This is a genomic window from Candidatus Epulonipiscium viviparus (assembly GCF_030708075.1).
Taxonomy (GTDB): Bacteria; Bacillota; Clostridia; order Lachnospirales; family Cellulosilyticaceae; genus Epulonipiscioides; species Epulonipiscioides viviparus.
On the sequence record NZ_CP117982.1, the window covers coordinates 3,185,848 to 3,210,046 of the forward strand.

At 42.8% G+C, this 24,199-nt stretch carries 17 protein-coding genes and 2 tRNA genes; 14 read left to right on the forward strand and 5 right to left on the reverse strand.

Going from position 1 to position 24,199, the window contains the following annotated elements; all coding sequences use genetic code 11:
• Positions 1–58 precede the first annotated feature (58 nt).
• Together pyk and pfkA are read right to left on the reverse strand one after the other, a co-directional pair.
• Positions 59–1,819 carry a pyruvate kinase gene (pyk, locus tag PCY70_RS13495; RefSeq protein WP_010168841.1) on the reverse strand — a complete coding sequence of 587 codons (1,761 nt, stop codon included), beginning with the start codon at positions 1,817–1,819 and terminating at the stop codon, positions 59–61.
• Between the two features lie 18 nt (positions 1,820–1,837).
• Positions 1,838–2,824: a 6-phosphofructokinase gene (pfkA, locus tag PCY70_RS13500; protein WP_305767897.1), complete on the reverse strand. Its 987-nt coding sequence runs from the start codon at positions 2,822–2,824 to the stop codon at positions 1,838–1,840.
• A 221-nt stretch (positions 2,825–3,045) separates the two neighbouring features.
• Between pfkA and PCY70_RS13505 the strand changes: the two genes are divergently transcribed.
• From PCY70_RS13505 to PCY70_RS13565, 13 genes are all read left to right on the forward strand, one after another.
• Positions 3,046–4,671: an aromatic acid exporter family protein gene (locus tag PCY70_RS13505; RefSeq protein WP_305767898.1), complete on the forward strand. Its 1,626-nt coding sequence runs from the start codon at positions 3,046–3,048 to the stop codon at positions 4,669–4,671.
• Between the two features lie 92 nt (positions 4,672–4,763).
• Complete coding sequence (locus tag PCY70_RS13510) at positions 4,764–5,201, forward strand: hypothetical protein (protein ID WP_305767899.1); 438 nt, start codon at positions 4,764–4,766, stop codon at positions 5,199–5,201.
• A 17-nt stretch (positions 5,202–5,218) separates the two neighbouring features.
• A complete protein-coding gene (locus PCY70_RS13515) occupies positions 5,219–6,205 on the forward strand; it encodes a hypothetical protein (RefSeq protein ID WP_305767900.1) in 987 nt (328 codons plus the stop codon).
• A gap of 45 nt (positions 6,206–6,250) precedes the next feature.
• A complete protein-coding gene (locus tag PCY70_RS13520) occupies positions 6,251–8,122 on the forward strand; it encodes a dynamin family protein (protein WP_305767901.1) in 1,872 nt (623 codons plus the stop codon).
• Positions 8,123–9,625, forward strand: a complete 1,503-nt coding sequence (locus tag PCY70_RS13525) for a GTP-binding protein (protein ID WP_305767902.1) — start codon at positions 8,123–8,125, stop codon at positions 9,623–9,625. It begins immediately after the preceding gene.
• Positions 9,626–10,237 (forward strand): hypothetical protein, encoded by a 612-nt coding sequence (locus PCY70_RS13530; protein ID WP_305767903.1) that lies wholly within the window; start codon positions 9,626–9,628, stop codon positions 10,235–10,237.
• A complete protein-coding gene (locus tag PCY70_RS13535) occupies positions 10,203–10,613 on the forward strand; it encodes a hypothetical protein (RefSeq protein ID WP_305767904.1) in 411 nt (136 codons plus the stop codon). Before PCY70_RS13530 ends, PCY70_RS13535 begins: the two co-directional genes overlap by 35 nt.
• Positions 10,531–11,463, forward strand: coding sequence for a hypothetical protein (locus PCY70_RS13540; RefSeq protein ID WP_305767905.1), 933 nt, complete (start codon positions 10,531–10,533; stop codon positions 11,461–11,463). The genes PCY70_RS13535 and PCY70_RS13540 overlap by 83 nt, the downstream gene beginning before the upstream one ends.
• The gene (locus PCY70_RS13545) at positions 11,411–11,941 is read left to right on the forward strand and encodes a hypothetical protein (protein ID WP_305767906.1); all 531 of its coding nucleotides are present in this window, start codon (positions 11,411–11,413) and stop codon (positions 11,939–11,941) included. The genes PCY70_RS13540 and PCY70_RS13545 overlap by 53 nt, the downstream gene beginning before the upstream one ends.
• Positions 11,942–12,019: 78 nt before the next feature.
• Positions 12,020–12,667: a dynamin family protein gene (locus tag PCY70_RS13550; protein WP_305767907.1), complete on the forward strand. Its 648-nt coding sequence runs from the start codon at positions 12,020–12,022 to the stop codon at positions 12,665–12,667.
• A 134-nt stretch (positions 12,668–12,801) separates the two neighbouring features.
• Entirely contained in the window at positions 12,802–14,022 is a 1,221-nt protein-coding gene (locus tag PCY70_RS13555; RefSeq protein ID WP_305767908.1) for a leucine-rich repeat domain-containing protein, read from the forward strand.
• Between the two features lie 149 nt (positions 14,023–14,171).
• The gene (locus PCY70_RS13560; protein ID WP_305767909.1) at positions 14,172–17,264 is read left to right on the forward strand and encodes a beta propeller repeat protein; all 3,093 of its coding nucleotides are present in this window, start codon (positions 14,172–14,174) and stop codon (positions 17,262–17,264) included.
• A 33-nt stretch (positions 17,265–17,297) separates the two neighbouring features.
• The gene (locus tag PCY70_RS13565) at positions 17,298–20,228 is read left to right on the forward strand and encodes an exo-alpha-sialidase (RefSeq protein ID WP_305767910.1); all 2,931 of its coding nucleotides are present in this window, start codon (positions 17,298–17,300) and stop codon (positions 20,226–20,228) included.
• A gap of 13 nt (positions 20,229–20,241) precedes the next feature.
• Here PCY70_RS13565 and PCY70_RS13570 read toward each other — a convergent pair whose 3' ends face one another.
• On the reverse strand, positions 20,242–21,078 hold the full coding sequence (locus PCY70_RS13570) for an AraC family transcriptional regulator (RefSeq protein WP_305767911.1): 837 nt from the start codon (positions 21,076–21,078) through the stop codon (positions 20,242–20,244).
• A gap of 134 nt (positions 21,079–21,212) precedes the next feature.
• On the opposite strand from PCY70_RS13570, the gene PCY70_RS13575 reads away from it, so the two are divergent.
• Positions 21,213–23,582 (forward strand): glycoside hydrolase family 2 protein, encoded by a 2,370-nt coding sequence (locus PCY70_RS13575; protein WP_305767912.1) that lies wholly within the window; start codon positions 21,213–21,215, stop codon positions 23,580–23,582.
• 58 nt (positions 23,583–23,640) lie between these two features.
• Here PCY70_RS13575 and PCY70_RS13580 read toward each other — a convergent pair.
• A tRNA-Gly gene (locus tag PCY70_RS13580) sits at positions 23,641–23,712 on the reverse strand.
• Positions 23,713–23,715: 3 nt separating this feature from the next.
• Positions 23,716–23,790 (reverse strand) — tRNA-Pro (locus PCY70_RS13585).
• Positions 23,791–24,199 lie beyond the last annotated feature (409 nt).

The window sequence follows — 24,199 nt, forward strand, 5'->3', positions numbered from 1 at the left end:
TTACACCTCTTTTTATAAAGAACGAAGCCAATTACCGCGCTTCGTCCTTTGTTATTTTTTATTCTGGTACTACAACTCCGTTATAAACTAGCCCTTCTTCTGTATCAATTGTAATAGTACGGCCTTTCTTTACTGTATCTGTGGCGTTTCCCGCTGCATAAACCACAGGAATGTCCAAAGTTCTTCCCACTATAGCGGCGTGATTATTTTCTTCTGGTGTTGCATCTTCGACGATAATCGCTGACGCTTTCTTCATAAATGGTAAAAACTCGTTGTCGGTGCTTCTAGTTACCAAAATATTTCCATGAACAAACGTTTCTTCGGCTTCTTCTACAACATTGGCAACACAAGCCTTTCCGGTTACAATGCCCCTGCCGCAGCCAAGCCCTCTTGCTAAAATATTGCCCACATACTGTACTTTCAAAATATTTGTGGTTCCGGCGACTCCAACTGGAATACCTGCTGTAATAACTACTACATCGCCTTGCTTTGCCAGTCCCGCATTTTCTGCTGTTACAACGGCTTTGGCAAAAACCTGATCTGTCTCTTCTTTTTCGATTGCTATTAAATGTGGAGAGCAGCCCCAAACCAGATTAAGTTGCCTATATGTCATGGCTTCTGTTGTACACGCAACTATTGGTGATAGAGGCTTAAACTTTGCAACAGCGCGGGCAGAGTACCCAGATTTAGTTACTGTGATTATAGCTGCCGCATCCAATTGCAATGCAGCTTGGCACGTAGCGCTACTCATAGCGTGAGTCATACTAAGTGAAGACACATTCTTATATGATAGGTTATAGATATCTTTGGCTTCTTCGGCTTCTATGGCAATCTTAGCCATCATAGTCAGTGCCTCTATTGGGTAATCGCCTTTTGCGGTTTCTCCAGAAAGCATTATGGCAGAGGTTCCGTCAAATATGGCGTTGGCAACGTCGCTTACTTCGGCTCGGGTTGGTCGCGGATTTACAACCATAGACTCTAACATTTGCGTCGCGGTTACCACGGGTTTTCCCGCAAGATTGGCTTTTTTGATCAAACTTTTTTGAATCATAGGCACTTCTTCAGCTGGAATTTCAACTCCCAAATCTCCTCGTGCGACCATGATTCCATCTGCAACTTGCAAAATCGCATCGATATTATCAACGCCCTCGCGATTTTCAATTTTGGCTATAATGTGAACGCCGCGTCCACCATTTTCTTCCAGGATATTCCTAATTCTAATGATATCAGAAGCTCTTCGAATAAAAGATGCAGCTATAAAGTCGAACCCCATTTTGGCGCCCAAAGCAATATCAGAAATATCTTTTTCGGTTAGCGATGGTAAATTTAAACGCACATTTGGAATGTTAACCCCTTTTCTAGAGCCCAAATGGCTACCGTTTTTAACAACGCAAATAATATCGTTGCCCTTAATTTCTTTTACTACCAACTCAATTAAGCCGTCATCCAATAAAATTATGTCGTCTTTTTTTAAATCGTGTGGCAGATCTTTATACGTTATGCTAGTTTTTTGCGTTGTTCCTTCCACTTCATCTGTTGTGAGTGTAAAAAGTTGACCTGTCTTTAACTCAATTTCTCCATCGCCTGCGACAACTCCGGTTCTAATTTCAGGGCCTTTGGTATCCAAAACTAATGCAGTAGGAGTTCCTAGCTCTTCGCGTACTTTCATAACGCGCTTGGCTGTTTCAGAATGAATCTTTTGGTTATCGTGTGAAAAGTTTAACCTGATTGCACTCGCTCCTGCATTAATAATTTTCTTTAGAGATTCTTCGTCCCTAGTTTTTGGTCCCACTGTTGCAATAATTTTAGTTCTTCGCATATTTCTCTCCAATTACATTTATTTTATACTTAAAATTTTTGTTGCTCGTAATCTCAACTCATTAATATCTTTTTTCATTTGTAAAGCTTCATTGATATCAAAATCTAAATATTGCCCATCGGAATATCCCACAACTCGTTTTGCTGCACCTTTCATCAATAAATCGACCGCATATATACCCATCAACGATGCGTGCATTCTATCTACCGCGGTAGGTGAGCCGCCCCTTTGCAAATGCCCCAAAACGGTAACTCGCGATTCGATTCCTGTAATGTGTTCTATTGTATGTGCCAATTCTTGGCAATGTCCCACGCCCTCTGCCACAATAATGAGAAAGTGCTTTTTGCCGCGATTTCTGTTCTCTACAATATTTTTCACAATTTCTTCTGATGTTTTGCGTTCTTCTTCTGGCAGTAATACGATTTCCGCACCAGTTGCAATGGCGCACCATAGGGCTATATATCCAGCGCGGCGTCCCATAACTTCTACTATAGAGCATCGGCTATGTGATGAAGACGTATCCAAAATTTTATTGATTGCGTCCATGGCGGTGTTAACTGCTGTATCAAAACCTATTGTGTAGTGTGTACACGCAATATCCAGGTCTATTGTTCCCGGAATCCCAATAGTGTTTATTCCGAGGTTAGCAAGCTTTTCGGCACCCTGAAATGAACCGTCGCCTCCAATTACAACTAAGCCCTCTATTCCAAAAACTCTACACATATCGGCTCCGCGCTCTTGGTACGCAGGCTCCATAAACTCTTTGCAACGAGCAGTTTGCAAAATAGTTCCGCCTCTTTGAATAATGTCTGAAACATCTTTTGATTTTAGAGGAATAACATCTCCGGACAACAATCCTTTAAAGCCATTTTTAATTCCCACAACTTCGGCGCCGTAAGATAGTCCTGTTCGAACCACTGATCGAATTGCCGCGTTCATTCCTGGTGCGTCTCCGCCACTGGTCATAACTCCAATTTTTTTGATTCTAGGATTTGCATTACTCATTGTTTTAACCTCCAAATTATTTGACTTATAGCCTTAGTATCAGTATTTTACAAATGTTAGAGTTTTATACTTCCCCATTCTACTAAAATATCTCAATAAAATCAACGCCCTATTTGTCCTAATTTTGCATAAAAAATAATTTGCAATAACATGCAAAAAATGGTTAAATATGGTATAATGTTATCGCTAAATATTTTTATAGAAAAGGAGTGAATCAGAAAATGAACTTTTACAAAAATAAAGATCAAATTATCGTGGCATTTGGAATTATGTTAGGAAGCAGTCTAGCTGTGTGGTTTGCAACTTTGCTAGGGATAGACTACGCCATAGTTGCAGGCATACTTGCTCTGATCGCCGCAACCACGGTCGAGCTTGAAACCATACAAGTATCTCTCCACAGAATAAAATCATTTACAATTTCTATTATACTAAGCTCTCTGCTGGTCACCTATATCGATAATACATCGATAGCATATGCGTTACTCATTTTTGCTATTCTATTCTTAACAACCGAATGGAAAACTACAGCACCGTCTAGTGCTATTATCGGAATATATATTCTCAGCGCAGCAGAAATCACGACGTTACTAATTTTAAATAGCATAGGTCTTATATTAATAGGCACTGGAGCTGCGATAGTCATCAATATTTTTCGCACGAATGACAAAGTAAAGCTAATTTGCGATATGAAATATATCGATATACAATTTAGACGCATCTTTATGGCAACAAAAGCATCGGACGCGACATCAGCCGAAACTCATGCAGAAGCTACATCAGCCGAAACTACATCAGCCGAAACTCATGCTACATCAGCCGAAACATGCCGAAGCTACATCAGCCGATGCTCATGCCGACGCTACATCAGCCGAACACATGTCAATACATCAGCCGAAACTCATGCCGAAGCTTACATCAGCCGAAACACATGCCGAAGCTACATCAGCCGAAACACATGCCGAAGCTACATCAGCCGAAACACATGCCGAAGCTACATCAGCCGAACACATGCCGAAGCTACATCAGCCGATGCTCATGCCGAAGCTACATCAGCCGATACACATGTCGATACTGTATCAGCCGATGCTCATGCCGACGCTACATCAGCCGAACACATGCCGAAGCTACATCAGCCGAAACTCATGCCGAAGCTACATCAGCCGAAACACATGCCGACGTACATCAGCCGAAACTCATGCCGAAGCTACATCAGCCGAAACTCATGCCGAAGCTACATCAGCCGAAACTCATGCCGAAGCTACATCAGCCGAAACACATGCCGAAGCTACATCAGCCGAAACTCATGCCGAAAGCTACATCAGCCGATGCTCATGCCGAAGTCGATACATCAGCCGATGCTCATGCCGACGCTACATCAGCGAAACACATGCCGAAGCTACATCAGCCGAAACTCATGCCGCTACATCAGTCGATACACATGTTACATCAGCCGAAACTCATGCCGAAGCTACATCAGCCGAAACTCATGCCGAAGCTACATCAGCGAAACTCATACTGAAGCTACATCAGCCGAAACTCATGCCGACGTTACATCAGCCGAAACTCATGCTGAAGCTACATCAGCCGAAACTCATGCCGACTACATCAGCCGAAACATGCCGACGTACATCAGCCGATGCTCATGCCGACTACATCAGCCGATACACATGCGAACTGTACATCAGCCGATGCTCATGCCGACGTTACATCAGCCGAAACATGCGAAGCTACATCAGCCGATGCTCATGCCGAAGCTACATCAGCCGATACACATGTCATACGTATCATCGAAACACATGCCGAAGCTACATGTCAATACTGTATCAGCCGATAATCATGACGAATAGCTACATTAGACGCCGAGCGTGATTATTCTAATACACCACGGTTAACTTATAAGGAACGAAAAGCTCAAGAAGCACAAGCGGCATTAGAATTGATGGCGGCTTTAGAAGCTGCGGTACTTGAGTTTGAAGATTTGGAAATGCACGTTTCACCAAAACGAATGTTAGAGCCAGAGCGTGTACATCATCATGTTGAGTTTGAAGATTTGGAAATGCACGTTTCACCAAAACGAATGTTAGAGCCAGAGCGTGTACATCATCATGTGTCACCAGCAAGAATGACAGATGCGGATCGTGTGTCACTAGCAAGAATGCCAGATGCAGATCGTGTGTCACCAGCAAGAATGACAGATGCGGATCGTGTGTCACCAGCCAGAAAGCCAGATGCGGATCGTGTGTCACCAGCCAGAATGCCAGATGCGGATCGCAGGTCACCAGCAAGAATGCCAGATGCGGATCGCAGGTCACCAGCAAGAATGCCAGATGCGGATCGCAGGTCAGCAGCAAGAATGTCAGATGCGGATCGTGTGTAACCAGCAAGAATGTGCAGATGTCAGCAGCAAGAATGTCAAATGCGGATCGTGTGTCACCAGCCAGAATGCCAGATGCAGATCGTGTGTCACCAGCAAGAAAGCCAGAAGCGGATCGTGTGCCACCAGCAAGAATGCCAGAAGCGGATCGTGTGCCACCAGCAAGAATGCCAGAAGCGGATCGTGTGCCACCAGCAAGAATGCCAGAAGCGGATCGTGTGCCACCAGCAAGAATGCCAGATGCGGATCGTGTGTCACCAGCCAGAATGCCAGATGCGGATCGTGTGTCACCAGCCAGAATGCCAGATGCGATCGTGTGTCACCAGCCAAGAATGCCAGATGCGGATCGTGTGTCACCAGCAAGAATGCCAGATGCGGATCGTGTGTCACCAGCAAGAATGCCAGATGCGGATCGTGTGTCACCAGCAAGAATGCCAGATGCGGATCGTGTGTCAGCAGCAAGAATGCCAGATGCAGATCGTGTGTCAGCAGCAAGAATGTCAGATGCGGATCGCGTGTCACCAGCAAGAATGCCAGATGCGGATCGTGTGTCACCAGCAAGAATGCCAGATGCGGATCGTGTGTCACCAGCAAGAATGCCAGATGCGGACCGTGTGTCACCAGCAAGAATGCCAGATGCGGATCGTGTGTCACCAGCAAGAATGCCAGATGCGGACCGTGTGTCACCAGCAAGAATGCCAGATGCGGATCGTGTGTCACCAGCAAGAATGCCAGATGCGGATCGTGTGTCAGCAGCAAGAATGCCAGATGCAGATCGTGTGTCACCAGCAAGAATGTCAGATGCGGATCATGTACAAGCAGTAGACGATGATTCAACCCCAAAACGTATGGAAGATCCAGAACGTGTACATTCTGATGCGCCACGCTTGAGCTATAAGGAACGCAAGGCCAAGGAGGAAAAATTAAATCAGGAATTGATGAACGAATTGGAAGCGGCTGTGTTAGAATCAACCCACGAGGATGAGCATCACTCGCGCCTTAGATAAATTTGATGGCCCCTCTTTTTTTAGGGGGGAGTGAGGAGGATTTATATGGATTTACAAAAGTTTAATCAAACTAAATTTAAAATTATATCGCTATATGAAGCGTTAGAAAATATACATACCGAGCTAGGGATAACTCACTTTTCGGAGCAATTGCTATTGTCGAAGGCGGCGTTGCTTGCAGATACTTTTAATGTTGTTGTAGTTGGTGAATTTTCGAGAGGAAAATCCACATTTATCAATGCGTTATTGGGTCAAAAAATCTTGCCTTCATCCACTCGACCTACTACTACTGTAATTAATAAAATTCACTATGATCTAAATTTTGCTTATAATATATATTTTAGAGATGGAACCAATAGGCAAATAAGCGAAGAAGAGTTTCAGGAGCTGATTGTTGGAGGCACGCCCGATGTTGATTCTGCCCAGGAAATGGAATTATATGAAAAGCACGTGGAATATATCGCGAGCATCGAGTATGTCGACATAGCGTATCCGCTGGAACTATGCCAAAACGGGATAGATATTATTGATACCCCGGGAACTAATGATACCGACCGCGAAGAAATTACGTTTAAATTTATACCTCAGGCTGATGTTGCAATACTAATTCTTTCTGCAACACAAATTTTTTCCGACTCCGAAAAAGATTTTCTGAAGAACCGCATATTGGCCAATGATATTCAAAAGATTTTCTTTGTAATTAATTTTAAGGATCGACTTGCTTCTAAAGAGGAAGAGGACGAGCTGTTCGATTACGCAACTAAACATCTCGAATCTGTTTTGGACAACCCTAGAATATATTTGGTATCTTCCAGAAATGCGCTCAATTTTAAACGCACGCAATCTGGACAAACCCTAGCCGGAAAGCGAGTTATTGTTCCTGATACTCTTGAAGAGACGGGCTTTGCGGTACTAGAAGATGATTTGGCGCAGTATCTAATTACACAAAGAGCGACCATCAAGTTTCAAAAGTATATCGAGCGTGGGTTACGAATTTGCTCTGCTTTAGATAGCGATTATATTCAACTACAAAAGCGGGCTATTTTGGTCGACTTAGAAGTGGTCAAGCAAAAAGTCGCCGAGTTTAAGCCCCGTATAGCTGCAACCAAAAATAATGTTGTCGTTGAGCTCAATAGATTGCTTGCTTCTCTCGCTGCATTTGAAAAAAAACTGGTAACACGATATCGGATGGGGCTTGAGCACATTGCTAGAGCGGCCATTGCTGCCGTAGATGATTATACCGGAGAATTGAACTGCGAACAAATATTACGGCGAGTCGAAAATGTTGTTGCCCCTTTGCAAACGAAGCTACATGAAGAGTTGACCGAGTTTAAAAAGACGCAGATGGAGGGTGAAATTGCGTATACAGTCAAAAAGCTAAACAGCGCCTGCGATAATCTGATCAAAAATTTTCAGCGAGAATTGGAGATCTCGACAACTGCAATGGCGGAGGTGGCCTTTTCGTCGACCATTAGTATCAACGATGAACTGTATCAACGCGATATCCGATTATTTAAAAACTTTATGATTGGAGGCGCTATTATTGGCGTTATCGCAGCATCACACATGCTAGTTCCTATTGTTGGCGCCAGTTTTGCTATGTTTAATTATTTTAAGTATGAGCAAAAGGGAGAAATTTTACAAAAACTTAAGCAGCAGGTAAACAAAAAATATTATCATACTATTAAAAATCAATTACAAGAATTTCGATCTCAATATAAGCGAGACGCGGACTCAATGATACAAGCTTTGCAAAATGAGATTGGTTCAAAGATTACAAGTTTTGATCAGCAGCTGAAGGATTTGCTATTAGAAAAGGAAGCGAATGAAGTTAATAATTCGGCAAAGCTGGCGACTTTGCAAGATCAGAGTGAGCGCATCGTATTAATACAAAATCAGTTAAAGGAGTTGTTTTAGATGGACAAAATGAAGCTTGAGTGGATCCAAACAGAATTTTATGACTTACTGGACGACGCATTAAACAAGCGGATAGCTGCGATGAAAGATGCGATAGAAAACGATTCTGTCACCGTAGTTGTCTTGGGAGAGTTTAATACAGGAAAGTCTACATTTGTCAACGTATTGCAAGGGAATCAATTGGAAGTTTCTTCCACAACAACTATTAACGCTATACCATATGAAGTATCAAACGTTACCCTAATAGATACGCCCCCAATTGCCGAGCTTTCTCAAGCAGACTGCATACTTCAGGCAGACATCGCTATATTTATATTTGACGCATCGTCGCCATTAAAACGCACCGAAAAAAATTTTATCGCAGAACATTTGCTAGAGATAGAGTCTATAATTTTTATTGTGAACAAAATTGACTATGTTGATGAGGAAGAAGAGGCAGATGTTTTGCTAGATGTTAACAATAAATTAAAAAAATATTTTGGCTTACGCAAAATTCAGCTCCATCCTCTATCGGCAACGCAAGCATACGGCATTTTCGAAATTAAGCGTACGCTTAACAATGTGATTGAGACATTTGATCGGCAAGCTCGCAACAAAGCTAAGTTCAAGGCGATCATTCGTTTAATCACCCAATTAGCAAAAGAGCAACTCGAGTTTTTTTATACACAGATAGCGTCTTTAGAAACCGAGGCAGCGCAGATTGCAGCAACTCAAAAGACTATTGCCGCATATAGCAATGAGATCGTCGAATATATTACTGCGGCCGAAAAAGACATGCTGGTTGTCGCATATACAGATTTGTCGGCATTCCGAGAAAATTTAACAATGGATATGCTAGAAATGGTCACGTCATATAACGGCGCAGATTTCAAAGTGTTTGTAGAAATGTATCTTTGTAATTCGATTAAGAAAAATATACAGCGCTGGGTGTACTCGTACTCAGACCATCTAGAAAACCAATTTACAGATTTAGCCAAAGCCGTAGCCGCTATTTTGACTGATAAATTTGGACAAGACGTTGTAGTTGAGAATCACTATTTAATAAAGCGAGACCAAGATATTTTGCAAAAAGATATTGCAGTGAACGTGAAAGACGTATCAAAAATCAGTATGCACGCTGGATTTGTTTCGGCAGGAATAGCGGGAGCGTTAGCGTTAACAGGAGCAAATATGGTGTTGCCATTTATCAGCATGGCGGCGATGCCTACGTTACATCAAAAGCTGTTGGAAGGGAAATTAAAAGAAGTCAAATCGACAGTGCGACCAGAATTGACTACTGCAATCGATCGAGGTGTAGAACAGTTGTACGCTGAAATCAGCCATAACATTGCGACGCGAATTGAGCAACTAAAAACCAGTGCGATAAAACAGCATGCAAAATTGTTGAAGACATACAAAACAGAATGCGACGTAAATTTGAAACAAAACGCAACTGCGAGAATGGAGCTCGAAAAGGACATTCAAATATTGACCTATAAATTATCGCAACTCGAGGTGATATAATTGGAAAATCCAATAATGCTAATACTTTTATTGATAGGAATCATGATGGCAGCAAAGCATTATGGGGTGTTTAAGCAGGCGTTCGATAATTTAGTAGAAACAATAACAACCATGATCAACGGTGCCATAATCATATATTTATCCGCGACATCGAGTAACCGAAATATCCAAAACGCGCTAACGTCAAAATGTTATATAGAAGGGGGGATTTTAATACAAACCAGAAACGCAAAACTGATCGCGACGGGTGGAGCAGCTGAAATATCGAGAGTTGCGGCAGATCATAGGGCGGCATCAGCTAGAGATGCGGCAGATCATGGGACGGCATCAGCTAGAGTTGCGGCAAATCATGAGACGGCATCAGCTAGAGTTGCGACAAATCATGGGGCGGCATCAGCTAGAGTTGCGGCAAATCATGAGACGGCATCAGCTAGAGTTGCGCAAATCATGAGGGCGGCATCAACTAGAGTTGCGGCAAATCATGAGACGGCATCAGCTAGAGTTGCAGCAAATCATGGGGCGGCATCATCTGGAGTTGCGGCAGATCATGGGGCATCAGCTAGAGTTGCGACAGATCATGAGACGGCATCAGAGAGTTGCGGCAAATCATGAGACGGCATCAGCTAGAGTTGCGGCAGGTCATGAGACGGCATCAGCTAGAGTTGCGGCAAATCATGAGACGGCATCAGCTAGAGTTGCGGCAAATCATGAGACGGCATCAGCTAGAGTTGCAGCAGATCATGGGGCGGCATCAGCTAGAGTTGCGGCAAATCATGAGACGGCATCAGCTAGAGTTGCAGCAAATCATGGGGCGGCATCAACTAGAGTTGCGGCAAATCATGAGACGGCATCAGCTAGAGTTGCAGCAAATCATGGGGCGGCATCAACTAGAGTTGCGGCAAATCATGAGACGGCATCAGCTAGAGTTGCGGCAAATCATGGGGCGGCATCAGCTAGAGTTGCGGCAAATCATGGGGCGGCATCATAGGCATCAACTAGAGTTGCGGCAAATCATGAGACGGCATCAGCTAGAGTTGCGGCAGATCATGAGGCGGCATCAGCGAGAGTTGCGGCAAATCATGAGACGGCATCAGCTAGAGTTGCAGCAAATCATGGGGCGGCATCAACTAGAGTTGCGGCAAATCATGAGACGGCATCAGCTAGAGTTGCAGCAAATCATGGGGCGGCATCAACTAGAGTTGCGGCAAATCATGAGACGGCATCAGCTAGAGTTGCAGCAAATCATGGGGCGGCATCAGCTAGAGTTGCTGACAGAATCAGGGGCCGATTCAGCTACGAGTTGCGACCAGATCAATGGCGTAGCATCATCAGCTAGAGTTGCGGCAGGTCATGGGGTGGCATCAGCTGGAGTTGCGGCTGATCATGGGGCGGCATCATCTGGAGTTGCGGCAGATCTTGGGGCGGCATCAGCTAGAGTGGCGACAGATCATGGGGCGGCACCATCGAGAGTTGCGGCAGATCATAGGGCGGCATCAGCTAGAGATGCGACAGATCATGGGACGGCATCATCGAGAGTTGCAGCAAATCATGGGGCGGCATCAACTAGAGTTGCGGCAAATCATGAGACGGCATCAGCTAGAGTTGCAGCAAATCATGGGGCGGCATCAACTAGAGTTGCGGCAAATCATGAGACGGCATCAGCTAGAGTTGCAGCAAATCATGGGGCGGCATCAACTAGAGTTGCGGCAAATCATGAGACGGCATCAGCTAGAGTTGCAGTTGCGGCAGATCATGGGGTGGCATCAGCTAGAGTTGCGGCAAATCATGGGGTGGCATCAGCTGGAGTTGCGAGCAGATCATGGGGCGGCATCAGCTAGAGTTGCGGCAAATCATGAGACGGCATCAGCTAGAGTTGCGGCAATCATGAGGCGGCATCAGCTAGAATTGCGGCAGATCATGGGGAGGCATCAGCTAGAGTTGCGGCAGATCATGGGGCGGCATCAGCTGGAGTTGCGGCAGATCATGGGGCGGCATCAGCTAGAGTTGCGGCAGGTCATGGGGCGGCATCAGCTAGAGTTGCGGCTGATCATGGGGCGGCATCATCTGGAGTTGCGGCAGATCTTGGGGCGGCATCAGCTAGGGTTGCGGCAGATCATGGGGCGGCGTCAGCTAGAGTTGCGGCAGGTCATGGGGTGGCATCAGCTGGAGTTGCGGCTGATCATGGGGCGGCATCATCTGGAGTTGCGGCAGATCTTGGACATCAGGCAGATCATAGTTGCGGCAGATCATGGGGCGGCATCAGCTAGAGTTGCGGCAGGTCATGGGGGGCATCAGCTGGAGTTGCGGCAATCATGAGGGGCATCAGCTAGAGTTGCGGCAGATCGTGGGGAGGCATTAGCTAGAAATGCGTCGTCGAGAAAGCTGGTTTTGGTGATGGGAGAGTTTAAAACTGGTAAATCTTCCCTAATTAATGCGTTACTGGGTGAGCCGATTTTGAAGTCTGCCGTAACTCCGACAACGGCCATAATTACGCTCATTTCTTATGGCGCAACTAGGCGGGTTCTTGCCACTTTTGTTGACAAAACTGTTCGTGAATTTTCCGAATTGGATTTTCACGCATTGACAGCGGAGGGTGACGAGGGGGTTGCGCTTCGAAAAATTATTCAAACTGTAGAAATATTTATAGATCATCCGTTGTTACGAAATATAACTCTGGTTGATACTCCGGGGTTGAACGTTGACAATGCGAATCACATTTCAATTACCAAAAAATTCGTCAAAAATGCCGATGCGATTGTGTGGGTGCTTGGCGCGGCTCGAGGCGCATCTAGAACAGAAGTTAGAGCAATTCGGAACTTGCATATAAAACCCACGATTGTTGTGAATCGAATAGACGAAATTGATGATGAAGAAGAGAATCTCGACGATGTGTTGTCAGATATTTCAAAAATTCTAGGAGATGCGGATGTTGTCGGCGTATCGGCGTTGTGGGCAGAAGCAGGTCGAGTTATCGGTGATGATCGGTTAATAGCGGAGAGTAATTTAGTTGCGCTGATAAATAAAATAATGAATACAGTATAAATATTCGAAATATGTTGCAACAATATTAAATGCATGGTATAATGTGACATCTTCAGGTATAGCAAAAATATTTTATATACGTTAATATATTTCCCCGGGCTACAATGGGAAATTAGTTGAAGAAGGAGAAACATATGAGTACATCAGAAAAAATATTGAGATATATATATTTACAATACGGGGCAGCAGTTTTTGTGGACAGTATCAAATTAAAGACTCTTTTAAATGCAAAGATAGATGGCACTGATCAAATGATATTATCACTGGCAATAGACCACGCCGTGGCATCAAAAGTTGTTCGAAAAGTTTTGTCTGCAAATGATCATAAAGCCATCGCCTCCATTATCGACGATCTAGTGAATACTGGCAAATGGCAACCGGCTGTTGCGACAAAAATTGTTAACTGCTTTGTGACTGCAAAGTTTGGTCAAAAAATTGAGCCAGACACTAAAGTTGTTTTTGCTAAAAAACCTAGTTGTAATTTGGCTAATTATAATAAAAACATATTTATAATTTCTAACAAAGTTTTGAAAAAGTATTGCGGCAAATCATCGCAAGTGTGTATTCCCGATGGAGTTGTGGCGATAGCCGACAAAGCATTTTATGAATGCGATTACATAACAGATGTTGTATTTCCTGAAACACTGCAAACTATAGGCGAGAAGGCGTTTTTTAAATGTAGTAAATTGGTTAAAATTGACATTCCGGATGGAGTATCAACAATAGGCAAGCAGGCATTTAAGTATTGTAGTGAATTAACCACTGTCAAAATATCGAATAGTGTGATGGATATAGGCGTGGAATCATTTTACGGGTGCATTAATCTTGTACATCTCGAGCTTTCTCAATCTTTAACAGTTATCCCCAGCTGCGCCTTTGCTCTGTGCTCCAAATTGATAAGCGTAAAGCTTCCTGAAGATCTTATGGAAATAGGTGAGTTTGCATTTGCGATATGTAGTAATTTGATTGATATAGAGATTCCCAAAATGGTGATGAATATAGGAATATACGCCTTTGCGGCATGCAAAAATTTAGAATCTTTGTATATTCCGGAGAATGTGAGTACAATAGCAGATCATTCATTTTATAGATGCTCCGGGTTAGAACGCATTGTTATATCCGGATATAATGTCACTATTGGCAATAGCTCTTTCGCTGAGTGTAGTAATTTGTCGCAGGTGCAACTGTTAAATGATATATATTCTATTGGAAACAAAACATTCTATCAATGCAATAACCTAAAGTTTGTGTCGCTTCCACCATCGCTTAGATCTATTAAAAATATAGCCGTTAACTTTACGCGGATGCAATTTGTAACTAAAGGAAGTAGATTTTGGAACTTACTAACGCAATAAAAAACAGCGTACCCCCCCTTCGTTTTGGAGGGGCTTTTTTTTGCCTACAAAGACAACAAAAATTTGCGTATACTTGTTTAATATTTAACATATATTACTTTATATATTGATTTCGTTTCAAAATATATTGAATTATAAAGGAGAGCATCATGAAATTTAATAAAATCCTAACCATAATGGTTACCACCCTATCGTTATCTCCCTTCGCCACAATGGCAAATACGTTAAACCACGAGCCGCTCAACGATTATTTTAAAACTCTAAATACCGAAATTGTTCAATCTGAAGAATTTGTAACGTGGACACAATTTGGCCCTGGAAGCGCCGGGTATTCAGAAGCAGTATTCACTCATCCAACAGACCCTAACGTAATTTTCAATTTTCCCGATATGTTTAATTCGTATCGCTCCACTGATGCCGGAGCAACCTGGTTATCGGTATTAGATGAAGATTATCGCTCCCTAAATAATGACCAAGTCTCTAGAGTATATAGCGTAGATTTTTCAAGACAAAATCCAGATTTCGGGATGGCAGCAACTCGAACCGGAATGTTTGTTACATACAATAAAGGCGAAAGCTGGGATAGAATCGAAGTTGATTTGGCTTTTGATCGCCAACCCACTGCAGATGCGAATATGGCCAATTTCACGCTTTCGGCAGTTGGTGTGGACCCGAATAATGATCAAGTTTGGTATGCCGGCTCGGGAATTTTCTGGGATATAAAGGGAAATTATGTAGACTGGAATAGCCCTCATGGCAACAAGCCGATGAACGCTGGTCGTTACTTTAAAACCACTGATGGCGGCAAAACTTGGACCTACATTCCAAATCCATCCTCTGGGCTTCCCGCAAAGGCAGAATATGGCGGCTTCTATGTAAATCCAGACGATAGCGATATCGTATTTGCACACACAAGTTATGGGCTCTATAAATCTACTGATGCTGGTCTAACATATAAAAAAATAGAGACAATAGAAGAAGAAAACGGTGTGGATAAAGATCTTGTGCGTGATATGAAACTTATTGTAAATCCTACTACAAAGCAAGTTGAGCTCTACGCTATTAACCAAATTCGATACGTTCCCAATGCGCAAAGCGTAGATTCTGTTGGAGGGATCGTAAAAAGTTTGGACCTTGGCGAAACGTGGATTAATATAACTGGCGATCTTGGAATGGACTTTGCGGCGCTAAACGAAGAATTAGTATCTAATCCTGATATCACTGCCGCCGGGCATAAGACCAACTTTGTATCTATGTGGCTCTATTCCAGTGGCAGGGCGTTTGGCAAATATTTTAAAGGCGCTCCGTATTTTAAAAATGGTACAGAATTTAGAAAAGAGTATCCAAACATTCCAACCAACTTAATTCAAGGATTTGACAGAATTGTTGTTGATCCTACCAATCCTAACAATATTTATATTTCGCATAACTCCACTCATGCGGCGTCGATGTTTGTTGGCGATGTGTGGATGACCAAAGATGGGGGAGATACTTGGGATATAGCAACAAGGATAGGCGAGGGCTGGTCCATTTCTGCTGATTTCTGGGAAAATTCTGGAAAAATAGCTGCAGGTACCGACTTATCTGCACCTAATACAACTAGCCATCATATGCAACGCGACTATTATGAAGAATTATACAGCACCCAATCTGCTAGAGACCTCGACATTGCGCCAAACGGCGATGTATATGCGATGTTCCGTGCACTAACGAAATCAACTGATGGTGGCCAAACTTGGGAACAAACTGATGTTCAGTACACTTCTACCGGCTCTATGACAGGAACTGGTGGATCAAATTTACCAGGAAGCCAGATCGTACAGCATCCCGAAAATCCAGAGCAAATGTTTTTTGTGTCTGGTGAAAATAAGCTATTTAAATTAGATAGCAAAGCGCACCCAGAAGTCGATGGAAGAGCAACTGTGTCTCATGTGTATGGCACTCCGCACTCTCCGATGTCGCTTGCCTATCTACCATCAGACCCGAGCGTTATGTTTATGCTAGTAATGCGCCAGGCTCACAAAGGCGAGATGCTAAAGTCGGTGGATGGTGGCGAAACGTGGGACACTTATACAACCAATATATACAAAACTGATAATAGCAATGACACAACGTGGGCAACGCCTATTGTGATCGATCCTAAAAACGAAAACAACATGTACTTTGGCATTCCGCTTACTACTGTTCATGCAAATTCAGCTAATCTTCCAGCAAAGGATCACAAATTTGTGGGGCTATATAAATCTACTGATGGCGGCAAAACTTGGGAAGCGCCCGCAGATGCCGACTACGCAATTGGCAACGGATTGCCTTCAGACCAAAGCATCTACACGCTCAAGCTTGATCCAGCAACCAATGCGCTATACGCTGGACTTACCGCGGGGGCCTCGGTTTCTATCAAAAACGGAAGCTTTGCTGGTAGCATAGGCAGTTGGACTGCAACCGGGAACGCAAAATTTGGAAAGAAAACGCTAGAGGGATTCGATTCTCTTGATGTTGCAGGCATAGGATCCGTAAAACAAACTGTAGGCGGGTTGAAGCCTAATACAAAGTATAATTTCACAATGAGCACCAAAATGGAAAAAGATGGAGAAAATGCAACGTTATTTGTCTCCACTCCTGCTGGCGAAGTAATGGCATCTGCAGATGTTACAAGCACCACCATGACCGCCGCAAACGTAATTTTCACCACTGGCGAGAACCAAACTTCTGTAACAATTGGTCTCGAAAAAACTGCGGGTGACGGACATTTATATGCAGATAACACATCGCTCAAACAAGCTGGCGGGCTATTTGTCTCCACCGATAACGGAGTAAATTTTGTTGCAGTAGATATTCCAGATGAAATAGCGCATGTAACTGACGTCGAGTTTGCCGATGGCAAGATCTATATTACTGCGGGCGATATGTATGGCTCTGTATCTGCAGGAGGAGTTTGGGTCACAACCGAAAACGGTGGATGGAAAAAGCTCTTCGAGATGCCACACACTGGATTACTCACAATTGATTCTAACAACCCGGACCGACTGATGGTTGCTGTCAAGCGAAGCATGATGAACTGGGATTTTCTAAATCATGGGGTATATTTATCAGAAGATGCGGGCGAAACATGGAGCAAAATAAACGTAGGGTTCGGAAATACTACACAGATTTTTGACCTGGCATTTGATGCGCAGAGCGAAGATATTTTATGGGCGACGCACCATGGAAGCGGATTTTTCAAGGGAGAAATTTTGAGGTAGCCAAAAAATACGTGTTAATAATAAGGAGGATTTATGAAAAAATTAAATTTTGTATTATCAATGTTACTGTTAACGACGGGATCAACTGCCTATGCTGCTGACGACGATGCTGGGAAGTTGACGTTGGAGGAGACGAAAGCTGCTATTGCCGAATTGGAGTATTTGAGAACGCGAACTGCAGATGATGCGATATCTGCGGAAGTTTTAGATCAAATTCAAGATCGCGTTTTGGGGCAAACGGCGAAGTCGGCAGTGAATAAAACGGAGGATAATATGATTGAACCTATATACTCGTTTGATAAGGCATACTTTGAGACGCTGGATAAAGAAGTTGTGGCATCGGAAGATTATATTTATTGGGAACAGTTTGCACCGGGCAATGCCGGATACTCGGAAGGAGTTCATATGCACTCCACAGATCCTAACACATTTTATAACTTACCTGATATGAAAAATCGCTACGTAACATTTGATCAAGGAAACCATTTTGTATCGATGAATGATATCAACGAGTCATCTAAAAGCAATCCAAATCCGGGTGGAGATTCTGGAATAGACTTTTCGCATCAAGATGAGAATTTTGGATTTGCAGCAGGGTCGGGATTGTGGCTTACTACAAACAAAGGGCTCAGCTGGACCAAATTAACAACTGGTGGCGCACCTACTAGCCGTGTTGGAGATGTTGCAGTTGACCCTACTGACGACAATATTTGGCTTGCAGGTACAGGAAAATACTGGGATGTTAAGCGCAATCATTATACGAAAGCAAAGCCGCATGGGGTCAATCCGATAGGTGCGGCGGGGCTATATAAATCTTCCGATAAGGGAGTGACCTGGGGCAAGCTGACCGAGACAGGCATTCCGGGGGCGGCAACATTTGGGCAAATCTTATTTAATCCATTTGATACGCAAGAAGTTTATGCAGGAACATCCTATGGGCTATACAAAAGCGTAGATGGAGGCCGCTCATTTAAGAAGCTAGATATCGATGGTGATGGCTTGGTAGATCCCGCAGATGCAAACGATCTAGTGCATGATTTCAAATTGTATATAGATCATGAAAATAAGTCTATCCAGATTGTGGCGATTCACCAGATCGATTATTTCTTAAACGACGAAACCAAAAGTCTGGATCAAACAGGCGGAATTATGCGCAGCTATGATGGCGGCGAGACCTGGGAAAACATCACCGGAGATTTGGGGTTAAACTTAGCAGAAGTCAATGAAGAAACTATCAAAATTGTAGACCCAACTGGCGAAACTAATCCCGGAAACTTTGTAAACGCTTGGTATTGGACTCCAAACTTTATTGGCAGATATTTTAGTGGTACCGAAAAATATCCTTCCAAAAATACGACAGAAGTTCGCAATGCTATTAAGGCAGAGTATCCCAACTACCCAACAAACTACATTCCAACATTTGATAGAATTGTAATTGACCCAACAAATCCTGATAGAATCTATATTTCTCATAATGCAGCGCACGCAACATCGATGCGATTGGGCGAAGTTTGGGGTACGGCAGATGGTGGAAAAACATGGGATATTTTAACGCGAACCGGATATGGATGGGGCGAATCTGCAGAGTATTGGGAGAAGTCGGGCAAAGTTCAAGAGGGTGCCGACCTTAGCAAGCCAAACGTGACTTACCATCACGCAGGAGATGCCTACTACTATCACGATTTATATTCGACACAAGGCGCGAGAGACTTAGATATCGCACTAGACGGTACAGTTTTTGTAATGTTTAGAAGTCTTGTGAAATCGACTGATGGGGGAAAAACGTGGGAGCAAACTGATGTTAAGTATCGAGAAGACGGCTCGATGACAGGAACTGGTGGATCAAATTTGCCTGGCGGAGGAATATTAACAGACCCTCGCGACCCAGACTTGATGTATCTGGTGAGTGGTGAAAACAGCCTTTTCCAAGTAGTGGATAAAGGAGAAGGCAACGACCCTGCATATATAAAGCATCTTCCGAACTCGCCAGAGTCTGCAGCAGACATTGCAATCTCCCCAGCAGATATCAATACGATGTATATGACAATAATGCGCCAACACGGTGCGGGCGAATTTTTTAGATCCACCGATGCGGGGCAAACCTGGGAATCCATATCGTCTCCACTTGTTGGCAAAACTGCGAATATCAACAACAAAAGCGTGGGAACAATGGTGATCGACCCTAGTGATCCAAAGACCATTTTGTTTACGGTTTCAAATGGGCTTCTTCACGAAACATCTGGCGGTCGAAATCCCGAAACCGAGCACCTAGGCGTGTGGAAATCTACTGACGGCGGATACACATGGGCACAAAAAAACGAGGGGCTCCCAACCGACGCGTGGGCATACCAATTGCTATTTGACCCTCGCGACCCTAATATTCTATATGCGGGAATGCCATATAGCAAGAGCACAATAACCGACCCCGAGCGCGACAAAAACTCTGGCGTTGGAATGTACGTATCCTATGATAAAGCAGAAACGTGGGAGCTCCTTTCGGGATTGCCAAAGGCGGTCACACAGGTGAATGATATCAACATCGATCCGTTGGGCAATCTTTATATTGCAGCTGGAACCTCCTCTTTTTCAGTAACCGGGTCACCTGCTGGTACAGCAGCAACTGGAGGGGTTTGGGTTCTCAAAAACGGAAGCACCATATGGCAAAAAATCTTTGAAGGCAGATACGTAACTCTCATCGAATTTGATCAAAATCATCCTAACCGCCTTCTTGTAAGCAACCGACCAAGCGATACTAGTGATAGTAAAGTCATCAACAACGGGGTATACATCTCTGAAAACTTTGGAAATACTTGGAAAAAGGCTAACACCAACATTGGCAACGCCACCAAGATTTATGACCTAAAATTTGACTCACAAGACCCGCAAATAATATGGGCAACGAGCCAATCGGGCGGCTTCTACAAAGGATACATTTCAGAGCTCGATCCTGAGGCGCTTCAATAGGCAAAATATTTGGTTAGCATGTCGCTTGACTAGATCTCGCCTCTCGTCTCATTTTTGCTGGAGATACCCCAAAGCAGCGTTTAAACTGATTTGAAAATATATATCGGTCGCTGTAGGTTAAAATATAGGCAATCTGATCGATCGAGTACTCGCCCATTAGTAGTAACTGCTTGGCTATCTGCATTTTCTTTTCGAAGAGATATCTTTTGAAAGTGATGCCGGTAGCCTGTTTAAATCTATTAGTAAATTCACAATGATTAAGGTTGACATGAGATAAAAGCTCTTCGACTGTTACATATTTATATTGATGCAGATTTTTTTCGATGTAAGCAATAGCTTTATTTATAGTAATGTCATTCGAAAGGCCTGACTTTAGGACTGCAACAATATTCCAAAACACAGCCTTTAGCAAATTGGATGCAATAATGTTATTGGTTACTTCGTGAATATTATGATTTAAGGCAAAATTTACCATGTTTTCTATGATAGACCAAAAAGCTGTTGTTTGAGGCAAATCAAACACAAATGGTTTTGAGCCAAAAAGCTTGGGATTTGGCTGGGGCAAAAACCTAATTATTACAACAGAAATATAATCTTTGGGATTGTGATATGCTCTGTGAACGATGTTGCTAGGAATCACAATAATTCTGTTGGCGGAAATTTTATAATTTTGTTCGCCTATTTTAAAATATCCTTTATCGCTTTTGCAAAAAATAAGCAAATTGGGCTCTACGCATTGGGCCGAAACGTTGGTCGTTCGAATTTTAAAATGATTGTTAATTACTAATATTTTGAAATTTAAGTTTGGATTATTTGTCATTATATCTTCTATGTTATTTGCTTTTATCATACGAAATTCCTATCCGAGTTTTGACATCATTTTTTTTTTATAATAGATCATTTAATTCTAACTCACTTGCTATTATAATTCGAATATAATTGTTATGGCAAGCCATTGCCCCTATAAAATGTTTGGAGGTTATTATGGATAGATACGAATATGTGTTAGATAATCAGACATGGTATATGAAACAAATGAACCCTGGTCAAGGAATCGAGCAAGAGTTATACGACATTCCACCAGAGCGCGATATTGCATTTAGCGGTTGGCACTACGCCACCATTCCGGGAGATGTTTATTCGGATTTGCAACGAGCGGGAGTGATCGAAGATCCGTATATTGGTAGAAATATGGTTAAGCAAGCGTGGGTGCAGTACTATGAGTGGTGGTATATTTGTAGATTTAATGTGCCAAAGGATTTTAAAGAGAAGGATTTACAACTGATTTTTGGTGGCATCGACTATAGTTGTGAAATTTGGTTGAACGGGCATCGTCTTGGGAAACACGAAGGAATGTATTCGCCTATCAAGTTTGATGTAACAGGGCTTTTGAAAACGTATTTAGACGCTGATAACGCTAGCGAGTGTTGCAACCATCTAGTAGTGAAACTGGATCCGCCGCCGCAGACTTTGCATAACATCGCGGGATTACATCATACGTTTTCTGGAGACTATTTGCCAGGATTTATTCCGGTGGGTATATGGCGCTCAGTAAAAATTGTAGCGTATGAGAATGCTAGAATCGAGGATTTGTATGTGCATCCGACGCTTACTGACGCAGGAGCAATTTTAGATCTAACAGCCACGTTGGAGCTAAAGGCTGCCGCAAACGCGGATTACGATGTTGTGATTACAGTTTCCGATCAAGATACAAACATCGTCACAAAAACTACGGAACGATTTTATCCGGGGAGTAACGACATTACTGCACACATTGGAGTGCCCGAGCCGAAGCTTTGGTGGCCATGGGATATGGGAGATCAGCCATTATATTATGCAACAGTGGAGATATACGAAAACGGTAGATTGCTAGATACGGCAAAAACCAGATTTGGCATTAGAGAAGTTAAGATGGCCTTTAATCCTGGCTTCACATTGGATGAATGCGAAACTCCATGGACATTTGTTATTAATGGCAAACCGATATTTTTGCGCTCCGGATGCTGGGGAGGCCCTCCTTCATTTTTATATGGCAGAAACTCTCGTAAGAAATATGAGCACTTGCTGAATCTTGCTAAATATGGAAACTTCAATAACCTTAGAATATTCGGATGGCATCCGCCAGAAGTAGATGATTTTTATGACATATGCGATGAGTTGGGAATTACCACTTGGACCAACTTCCCTCTATCTTCTCAGGTTTTGCGAGACGATCCACCGTATGTCAATGCGGTTTTACACGAATGCGGTGAAATAGTTAAAGAAAGACGAAATCATCCTTGTAATATATTTTGGATGGGTGGCGAAGAAGTATTTTTTAGTGAGGCGCAGGTTAGAAGCCATAACAAGCGAATGATGAAAGAAGTGGGAATCTATATCAAACGTTATACAGATATTCCATATGCCGATGCGAGCATGATGAGTTCGGCACCTGCTAGAAAGCTGGGATATAAACCAAAAGAGTGTTTGCATTACAATGGGGCCTACTACGCAGCGGGGCGTACAGCCATGGAAGACTATTTTGCAAATCCGCTTCTCGAATGTGCCATAGTTCCTGAATTATGCGGCGCAGCAGTACCAAACTTAGAGAGTCTCAAAAAATTTATACCTGCAGATGAAATATGGCCTCCAGGACCTTCGTGGGGATACCTAATGGCAAACATCGATATTCTAAAAGCTATTAACATGGATATTTTTGGAGATCAATGCTATGATAGTATAGAGAATTTTATTGATTCAACACAGAAATCGCAAGGTGAAGTTTATAAATTTGCGATTGAATTTATAAGACGCAAAAAGCCTCACATGAGTGGAGTTGCTTTATGTCACTTTATTACAAACAGACCTCTTATGAAATGGGAAATCGTTGATTATTATGGGGTACCAAAACAAGCCTTAGAATATGTTCGCAAAGCATACGCGCCGCTGGTACCATCAGTTGAGTATCGCAAACGCCGATTCATGCCAGGCGAAGAATTTAAGGCTGGGGTGTGGGTATTAAACGATACCTATAATAAGTATCAAGATTTAACATGTAAAATAAGCATCAATTATTCCGATGGCAAAGTGGATACATTCACAGAGAATATAGCTATCGTGGCAGAAAATACAAATGCAAAGTTTTTTGAAATCAGCTCTGTAGTTTCTGGAGAAGTCTTTGATAGATTTACGATTTATGTAGAATTATATAATGGAGATGAAGTAATCGCTAGCAATGACTATTTCTTGTTGGTTGATGATCAAGAAGAGGCCAAAAATCGCAAAGCCGCTTTATATCAAACGCATAGAGAAAAAACACTAAAATACGGCAAAACATTGTATAGAGATTTTCCTGAAGTGTTAGAGTTAGACTAGATTATATGTAGAGGGAGGCCCTTTGGGGCTTCCTTTTTTTATTTTACGCATAACAAAAAGCGCGAAACGGGAGTCGAACCCGCGACCCTCTCCTTGGCAAGGAGATGCTCTACCACTGAGCCATTCGCGCATATCGGGGTGACAGGACTCGAACCTGCGGCCTCCTGGACCCAAACCAGGCGCTCTAGCCAAACTGAGCCACACCCCGCGTCTCAATTACTCGATTAGTCTAACATGACAATTTTAGTTTGTAAAGCCCTTTTACGAATTTTTTTGAAGTTTTTGTCATAAATTTGGTACAAGCCTCATATTATAATACAAAAGGAGGTTTAATTATGGAAAACAAAAAAAGTAAACCTATAAATTATAATGTCGTATTTCATTTTTTCATGACTGTTTGCCTTACATATTTTATGACCGTTTTTATAGATTTTTTCTTAATATTTAGCAACATTGTTTCTGTGTCTTTATTTTTTCTCGGCATAGGAGCACTAGGATTATACTTTTTAATTAAAAAAGATATTTGTCTTATTATATCGTTTATCTTTTCGACTTTGTGCATATTAATTACATATTACATAGGAACTTTCTGATAGGAGATGCGTTTTGCGTCTCCT

Bases quoted from the DNA above. Each gene is read 5' to 3' on its own strand.
- pyk (WP_010168841.1), bottom strand. From the start codon at position 1,819: ATGCGAAGAACTAAAATTATTGCAACAGTGGGACCAAAAACTAGGGAC.
- pfkA (WP_305767897.1), bottom strand. From the start codon at position 2,824: ATGAGTAATGCAAATCCTAGAATCAAAAAAATTGGAGTTATGACCAGT.
- PCY70_RS13505 (WP_305767898.1), top strand. From the start codon at position 3,046: ATGAACTTTTACAAAAATAAAGATCAAATTATCGTGGCATTTGGAATT.
- PCY70_RS13510 (WP_305767899.1), top strand. From the start codon at position 4,764: ATGGCGGCTTTAGAAGCTGCGGTACTTGAGTTTGAAGATTTGGAAATG.
- PCY70_RS13515 (WP_305767900.1), top strand. From the start codon at position 5,219: ATGTCAGCAGCAAGAATGTCAAATGCGGATCGTGTGTCACCAGCCAGA.
- PCY70_RS13520 (WP_305767901.1), top strand. From the start codon at position 6,251: ATGGATTTACAAAAGTTTAATCAAACTAAATTTAAAATTATATCGCTA.
- PCY70_RS13525 (WP_305767902.1), top strand. From the start codon at position 8,123: ATGGACAAAATGAAGCTTGAGTGGATCCAAACAGAATTTTATGACTTA.
- PCY70_RS13535 (WP_305767904.1), top strand. From the start codon at position 10,203: ATGAGACGGCATCAGAGAGTTGCGGCAAATCATGAGACGGCATCAGCT.
- PCY70_RS13540 (WP_305767905.1), top strand. From the start codon at position 10,531: ATGAGACGGCATCAGCTAGAGTTGCGGCAAATCATGGGGCGGCATCAG.
- PCY70_RS13545 (WP_305767906.1), top strand. From the start codon at position 11,411: ATGGGGTGGCATCAGCTGGAGTTGCGAGCAGATCATGGGGCGGCATCA.
- PCY70_RS13550 (WP_305767907.1), top strand. From the start codon at position 12,020: ATGGGAGAGTTTAAAACTGGTAAATCTTCCCTAATTAATGCGTTACTG.
- PCY70_RS13555 (WP_305767908.1), top strand. From the start codon at position 12,802: ATGAGTACATCAGAAAAAATATTGAGATATATATATTTACAATACGGG.
- PCY70_RS13560 (WP_305767909.1), top strand. From the start codon at position 14,172: ATGAAATTTAATAAAATCCTAACCATAATGGTTACCACCCTATCGTTA.
- PCY70_RS13565 (WP_305767910.1), top strand. From the start codon at position 17,298: ATGAAAAAATTAAATTTTGTATTATCAATGTTACTGTTAACGACGGGA.
- PCY70_RS13570 (WP_305767911.1), bottom strand. From the start codon at position 21,078: ATGATAAAAGCAAATAACATAGAAGATATAATGACAAATAATCCAAAC.
- PCY70_RS13575 (WP_305767912.1), top strand. From the start codon at position 21,213: ATGGATAGATACGAATATGTGTTAGATAATCAGACATGGTATATGAAA.